Source organism: Pseudomonas sp. GW460-12-10-14-TSB1 (assembly GCF_017349775.1).
GTDB classification, from domain to species: domain Bacteria; phylum Pseudomonadota; class Gammaproteobacteria; order Pseudomonadales; family Pseudomonadaceae; genus Aquipseudomonas; species Aquipseudomonas piscium.
The window spans coordinates 184,206-190,466 of record NZ_JACNAC010000007.1; the positions used below are offsets into that span (position 1 = coordinate 184,206).

At 66.0% G+C, this 6,261-nt stretch carries 6 protein-coding genes; all 6 read right to left on the reverse strand.

The window, feature by feature from the left end; all coding sequences use genetic code 11:
- Nucleotides 1–128: 128 nt before the first annotated feature.
- From J4D52_RS07470 to J4D52_RS07495, 6 genes are read right to left on the reverse strand one after another with little or no spacing between them, the layout of a single operon-like run.
- Entirely contained in the window at nt 129–1,061 is a 933-nt protein-coding gene (locus tag J4D52_RS07470) for a phosphatidate cytidylyltransferase (RefSeq protein WP_097306406.1), read from the reverse strand.
- Nucleotide 1,062: 1 nt separating this feature from the next.
- Nucleotides 1,063–1,686 carry a 1-acyl-sn-glycerol-3-phosphate acyltransferase gene (locus J4D52_RS07475; RefSeq protein ID WP_009051662.1) on the reverse strand — a complete coding sequence of 208 codons (624 nt, stop codon included), beginning with the start codon at nt 1,684–1,686 and terminating at the stop codon, nt 1,063–1,065.
- A gap of 9 nt (nt 1,687–1,695) precedes the next feature.
- Nucleotides 1,696–2,151: a hypothetical protein gene (locus J4D52_RS07480; RefSeq protein ID WP_102676321.1), complete on the reverse strand. Its 456-nt coding sequence runs from the start codon at nt 2,149–2,151 to the stop codon at nt 1,696–1,698.
- Nucleotides 2,141–3,484, reverse strand: coding sequence for a phosphatase PAP2/dual specificity phosphatase family protein (locus tag J4D52_RS07485; RefSeq protein ID WP_102676327.1), 1,344 nt, complete (start codon nt 3,482–3,484; stop codon nt 2,141–2,143). Before J4D52_RS07485 ends, J4D52_RS07480 begins: the two co-directional genes overlap by 11 nt.
- A complete protein-coding gene (locus tag J4D52_RS07490; protein WP_102676322.1) occupies nt 3,484–5,241 on the reverse strand; it encodes a bifunctional alpha/beta hydrolase/class I SAM-dependent methyltransferase in 1,758 nt (585 codons plus the stop codon). The genes J4D52_RS07485 and J4D52_RS07490 overlap by 1 nt, the downstream gene beginning before the upstream one ends.
- 10 nt (nt 5,242–5,251) lie before the next feature.
- Nucleotides 5,252–5,905 (reverse strand): CDP-alcohol phosphatidyltransferase family protein, encoded by a 654-nt coding sequence (locus J4D52_RS07495; RefSeq protein ID WP_102676323.1) that lies wholly within the window; start codon nt 5,903–5,905, stop codon nt 5,252–5,254.
- Between the last annotated feature and the right edge of the window lie 356 nt (nt 5,906–6,261).

The following is a 6,261-nucleotide window of genomic DNA, read 5'->3' on the forward strand; positions in this document are numbered from 1 at the left end:
GGGGTGTTCACTTTCCCCTGTAGGAGCGAAGCTTGCTCGCGATAGCATCGACACGGTCTTGTCGTTGAACCGCATTGGCTGCATCGCGAGCAAGCTTCGCTTCTACAGAAGAAGAGGGGGCAGGGTGTTCAGGTCCACCAGTAGCGTACGAGGTGGAAGAAGATCGGCGCGGCGAAACACACCGAGTCCAGGCGGTCGAGCATGCCGCCGTGGCCTTCGATCATGTGGCCCCAGTCCTTCACCCCGCGGTCGCGCTTGATCGCCGACATGACGATGCCGCCGGCAAAGCCCAGCAGGTTGATCAGCAGGGCGATCAGGAACGACTGCCAGATATTGAAGGGGGTGATCCACCACAGCGCGCCGCCGATCAGCGAGGCCAGCAGGATGCCGCCGACAAAACCTTCCACGGTCTTGGACGGCGACAGCCGCGGGGCGATCTTGCGTTTGCCGAAGAGTTTTCCACAGACGTACTGCAACACGTCCGACATCTGCACCACGATCACCAGGTAAGCGATCAGCAGCAGGTTGCGCCCTTCGTAGCCGGCGATGTCCAGGGTCAGCAGCGCCGGGACGAACGACACGCAGAACACCGCGATCATCAGCCCCCACTGGACCTTGGAGGCGCGCTCCAGGAAATGCGTGCTGTCGCCGCCCAGGGACGCGAGGATTGGCAGCAGCAGGAACACATAGACCGGGATGAAGATCGAGAACAGCCCGTACCAGTCGAAGTAGATCAGCAGGTATTGCACGGGCAGCGCCAGGTAGAACGCCGCCACCAGCGCCGGGTAATCGCTGCGCCGGGTCGGCATCAGGGTCAGGAACTCGCGCAGGGCGTAGAAGGACACCGCGTAGAACAGCAGAATCACCGCGCTGGTGCCGAGCCAGAAGGCGATGCCGATCACCAGCACCATCACCCACCAGGCGTTGATGCGTGCGTTGAGGTTGTCGATCACCGAACTCGGCGCGCCACGGGTGCGCAGCTTGAGCAGAAAACCGATCAGCGAGGCCAGCACCAGTACCGCGCCGATCCCGCCGAACAACATCAGGGTTTGCCTATCCATCTCAAGAATGCTCCGGGGCCATGGCCAGCAGCGCTGCGCGGCTGCGTTCGAGGAATTGCTCTTTGCTTTCGCCGTCTTCGAGGGACAGCGGCGCGCCGAAGCTGGTGGTACATAGAAGCGGCAGGGGCAGGAAACGGCCCTTGGGCATCACGCGGTTGAGGTTGGCGATCCACACCGGAATCACCTGGGCCTGTGGGTAACTTTTCGCCAGGTGGTAGATGCCGCTCTTGAATGGCAGCAGGCCTTCCTCCTCCAGGTTGCGCGTGCCTTCGGGGAAGATGATCAGCGAATCGCCGTTGGCCAGGGCGTCGAGCATCGGCTGCAAGGGGTTATCCACAGGCTCCTTGCGCTCGCGGTCGATCAACACGCCATTGAATACCCGGTTGATGATGTAGCGACGCAGCGGGCGGGTCTGCCAGTAATCGGCGCCGGCCACCGGCCGCGTCACCTTGCGCAATGCGGGTGGCAGCGAGGCCCAGAGCAGCACAAAGTCGCCGTGGCTGCTGTGGTTGGCGAAGTAGATGCGTTGCACCGCCTGCGGCCCGCAACCGAGCCATAGGCTGCGCGCCCCGGTGATGGTGCGGGCGGCGGAGGTGATGAGGGTGGCGACCAGGGGTTCGAGCATGAGAATTCCTTATCCGGCGATGGCCAGCCAGGGGCTGGCCAGGATGAAGCTCAGTGTCAGCAGTACTTGCGCCGCCAGCAGCCAGGCCTGGCGACGCAACAGGTCGAGGGCGCCGCGGCTGCGTTGCTGCCACGGGCGGCCGCCGGCGTTTGCCGGTTGCAGGCCGAGGGCGCTCAGCGCCTGGTCCAGGGCGGCGCTGCGCTCGGCCAGGGGCAGCGGGCTGTCCGCCACCCGTTGGAACAGCTCGGCATCGAAGGCCACCCGCAGCGCCCAGTACTTTTGCAGCAATCCCAGGACCAGCAGGGCAACGCTCAGGGCAATGGCCCAGGGGGCGGGCACGCCGAGCAACCACTGGCCGAGGCCGAGCAGGGCGCCGAGCAGGCTCAGGCCTGTGGATAACAGGTCTAGCGAATGCCCGCGGCGCAACAGGCTCGCCACCGCATGCAGTTCCATATCAGTGGCCATGCACGCTCCCCTGGGCTGTGGATAAAGGCTCCAGGGCCCGGCGGTGCGCGGGTTGCAGGACGATCTGCGGGCGCGCGCGGCGGATCTGCACGATGGCCGCATCGACGCTGGCGGCACGGCCTGTGTACAACAGCCAGGCGGCCACGGCGGTGGCGCTGCGCGAATAGCCCAGGGCGCAGCAGACCAGCAGCGGCGCGTGCTCGCGCAGGCTTTCGATGGCTTGCGCGGCCTCGCGACATTGCTCGGTGGTGGGCGCGGTCAGGTCGAGTACCGGTACGCTGCGATAGGACAGGTGGCGGCCGTCCACGGACAGCTCGGCACACAGGTCGACCACCGCGCTGAACGGGCTGTCCTGCAGCTCGCCCGGGGTCGGGATGCGCCCCAGCCAGACGTTATCCACAACCTCGTCGGGCTGTGGATGCTTGCGTGTCCACAACCGTGAATTGATCCAGGCCGCCGCCAGGTAAGGCGCCAGCAGCCAGCGCGTGGCGTTGCCCAGGCGGCCGTCCGCGCCTTTCTGGAAGCCCTTGGCGTCGAACAACCCGTAGTTCAGCGCCACCAGCAGCAGCGCCACCGCCGGCCACAACAGCCACAACCAGGCACCGCCCAGGGCGAAAGCCGGGACGGCAAACGCCACGGCTCCCAGGGCATAGAACGATGCCAGGCGCCAGCGCTGGCGATCGCGGGCCAGGCGCAGGTTCTGCAGCATGCCGGGGCGGTCCAGCGGCCACAGCCAGACACACAGCCAGCCGGCCAGGGCGCCTGTGGGCAGGTCGATAAAGTGGTGTTGATAAGTGGTCAGCACCGACACGCCGATCAGCGCGAACCAGCCGTGCACCAGCCAGCGCCAGATGCCCTGGACATGCCGCGCGTAGCAGACCCACAGCACCACCAGCAGCGCGATGTGCAGCGACGGCGCCTGGTTGAACGGCTTGTCGAAGCCGGCCAGCACGTCGAACAGCCAGCCGAACAGGCCATCCAGTTCCGGCCGCTGGAAAGTGAAGCGCAATGGCCAGAGCAGGAAGCAACTGACGGCGATGACTTGCGCGGTCAGCAGGCGCAAGGCGTGGCGCTTGAGTTCTTCGCGGCTGGTGGGCAGCAGCAGGGAAAAGCCGTACAGCAGGTCGATCGACCAGTAGGGCACGATGCTCCAGGCCCAGAAGGGCATCTGCCGCTCCCAGTCGAACACCAGGCTGCCGACCTCGGCCCTCTGCGAAGTAACCCAGGTGGCGAAGCCATAGGTGCCGAAAAACAGCGGCGCCAGCAGCAACAGCCAGAGCACCGCGGGTTTCAGCAGGCCGGGCTCGCGAGTGTATGTCGCGGCGGCAGTCATCATTGCACCCGCTGCGCCAGCGACACGCTGAAAATGCCCCACTGATCGACGCGCAGGGTGATCCGGCGGAACCCCGCGGCCTCCACCAGTTGGTCCATCTCGGCCTGGGTCCGCCGACGCATGACCCAGGCCTGCCCCGCGCGGTGGCTGGTCAGGGCGCGGGCGATCAGCTCCAGCTGCGGGTGCCACGGCTGCCCGGTGTAGACCAGGTAACCGCCAGGCTCCACGGCAGCGGCCAGGCCCGCCAGGGAGTCGCTGACCATCTGGTTGTCGGCGAACAGTTCGTACAGGCCGGACACCACCGCCAGGGTCGGTTTGGGCTCCAGGGCCGCGAGGTCGTCGCGGTCGAAGGCGTCGGCTTTGATGAAGCGGGCGATCTGGCCCAGGCCTTTCTCGGCGATCAGTGCGCTGCCGTCGCGCACGTTGATGTCGCTGTAGTCGCGCAGCAGGATCGACTCCGGCAGCGGGCTGACGCCCTGCAAGGCTTCGAGAATGTAGCGCCCGTGGCCGGCGGCGATGTCGACGATGCGCACTTCGCGCTGCTGGTCGCGCAGTTTCTCCATGGCCAGGCGCAGCAGTTCTTCCACATGCAGCTTGCGTTGGCGAATGCCGCGCCAGCCGATGGAGTCCAGGTAGTTGCGGTCGATCATCCGGCCCAGGGCTGAGGTGCCGGTCGCTTGGTTGCGGTACACGTAGTCCAGGGTGCTGCCGGAGTCGAAACCGGTGTCGAAGCCCAGTTTGACCCCGGCCGAGAGCTGGCTGCCCAGGCGCATGCTGGCGCGGGTCATGCGCCAGTAGAGGTCGCGCAGGGAGTTGCGTGGCAGGGGCGCCGCCAGTGCCTCGGATTCGGCGCAGGTCAGGCCCAGGCGGTCGGCGTCGAGCAGGGAAGGGCGGTTCAGCGGCCGCGCGAAGTTCTGCAGGATGAATCGCCGGACGCTGGCGACGGCCGGGGCCCGGGCCTTCTCGCCGAGGGTGTCGTGGAAGAAACCCGGCAGGATGTGTTTTTCCTTGTGCAGGCTGCCCAGGCGCCCGAAGAACTGTTCCTGAGGTTGGCGATGGACGACGAAGTCGGCGCCGGAGATCAACAGCTGGGTCGGCACCTGGATCGCCTGGGCGTCGGCCACCACCCGTTCGGCGGCTTCGTAGAGGCCGAGCAGCACGTTCACCGAGATCGCCTTGGTGATCAGCGGGTCGCTGTCATAGGAGGCCACCCGCGCCGGGTCGTGGCTGAGGAAGCGTGCCTTGACGTAGCTGTTGACGAAAAAGTTGCCGCGAAAACGCCGCAGCAGCGCCAGACCCGGACGGGCGAAAGGCACGTAGAGCTTGACCTTGAACGCCGGCGACGCCAGCACCAGGGCGCGGATGCGCGGCGCGTAGTCATGGACCCAGGTGGACGCGATCACCGCGCCGACGCTCTGGGCCACCACGGCCATGTGTTCTTCGTCGATGCCGTGGCTGGCCCTCAGGTGATCGCAGAAGGTCTGCACGTCGCGCACGCTGGTGGCGAAGCTCGGGCTGTCGCCCCGGGCGCCGGGCGACTGGCCGTGGCCACGGGCGTCCCAGGCGAAGAAATCGAAGGCCGGCAGGTCCAGTTCGTCCACCAGATGGGCGATGCGCGCGGAGTGTTCGTGGCCGCGGTGGAACAGCAGCACGGCCTGGCGCGGGCCGTCCAAGGGGGCGGCGGTGGCCGGCCAGTGGCGATAGAACAGCTCGACGCCGTCGTGGGTGGTGAAGGTCTGGTGTTGAGCTTCGCGCATGGCAACTTCCTTATTCTGAGGGGGCGTTTTGCTGTACTTCTTGTTGTGGCACATCTTGCTGTCGTGCTTCGAGCAGGCCCTGGCGAACCCGGTTGATCAAGGTGTAGACCAACAACGCGGCGACCAGCGCCAGCACGCCATTGACCCAGGCGGCACTGATCCAGCCCAGGGCGATACCGGTGGCCAGCACGCCGAGCACGAACGCCCGGTCGCTCTTGCCCATGGGGCCGTCGTAGCGGCGCGAGGCGCCGATCATCGGCCCGAGCACGCCGGCGTATTCGCTGAACAGCGCCAGCAGCGTCACCAGCAGGACCAGCGGCAGGCTGACACCGGCAATCAGCGCGAAAGGCAGGATCAGCGCGCTGTCGGCAATCACGTCGCACAATTCGTTGAGGTAGGCGCCCAGGCGCGATTGCTGGCCGAATTCCCGGGCCAGCATGCCGTCGATGGCGTTCAGCGCCATGCGCAGGATCATCCACAGCGGGATCAGGATGAACAGCCAGAGGTGGCTGGCGAAACTGCCGATCAGCGCGCCCACCAGCACCGAAATCACCCCCGCCAGCACGGTGATCTGGTTGGCCGTGGTGCCGTTGTCGTACAGGCGCTGGACCCAAGGCCGCAGCAGGTTCTGGAAGCGCGGTTTGAGCTGGTAGATGGAGAGCATGGCTGGACGGTTCCTTGTCACAAAGTGGGCCACGGATTATGGCCACAGATCTCGCGGGCTGGCATCAGCGCAGCAGCGGTTTTCCCTGGCTTTGTGACGCGCCCATGGCAAATAAAGGCATAGGTAAGCGACGAAAATTTCACTACTATCGTTATATCGTAACGATTTGTGACATGTACGGCGGCTTGCAGGAGAGTTATCCACAGGCCGGAACGGGTTAACGACCAGCGTTGGGGTGGTATGCAAGTCGATCTTGAGACTGAAGGGGCGGGGGTCGAAGCCTTGCCGAGGTTTCAGCGGGCGGCCTTTCACGAACGCCGTCTGAAGCGTTGGGGCATCGGGCTGGCGCGGCAGGC

Coding starts and splice junctions, on each gene's coding strand:
- J4D52_RS07475 (WP_009051662.1), bottom strand. CDS start 1,686: ATGCTCGAACCCCTGGTCGCCACCCTCATCACCTCCGCCGCCCGCACC.
- J4D52_RS07495 (WP_102676323.1), bottom strand. CDS start 5,905: ATGCTCTCCATCTACCAGCTCAAACCGCGCTTCCAGAACCTGCTGCGG.
- J4D52_RS07485 (WP_102676327.1), bottom strand. CDS start 3,484: ATGACTGCCGCCGCGACATACACTCGCGAGCCCGGCCTGCTGAAACCC.
- J4D52_RS07470 (WP_097306406.1), bottom strand. CDS start 1,061: ATGGATAGGCAAACCCTGATGTTGTTCGGCGGGATCGGCGCGGTACTG.
- J4D52_RS07490 (WP_102676322.1), bottom strand. CDS start 5,241: ATGCGCGAAGCTCAACACCAGACCTTCACCACCCACGACGGCGTCGAG.
- J4D52_RS07480 (WP_102676321.1), bottom strand. CDS start 2,151: ATGGCCACTGATATGGAACTGCATGCGGTGGCGAGCCTGTTGCGCCGC.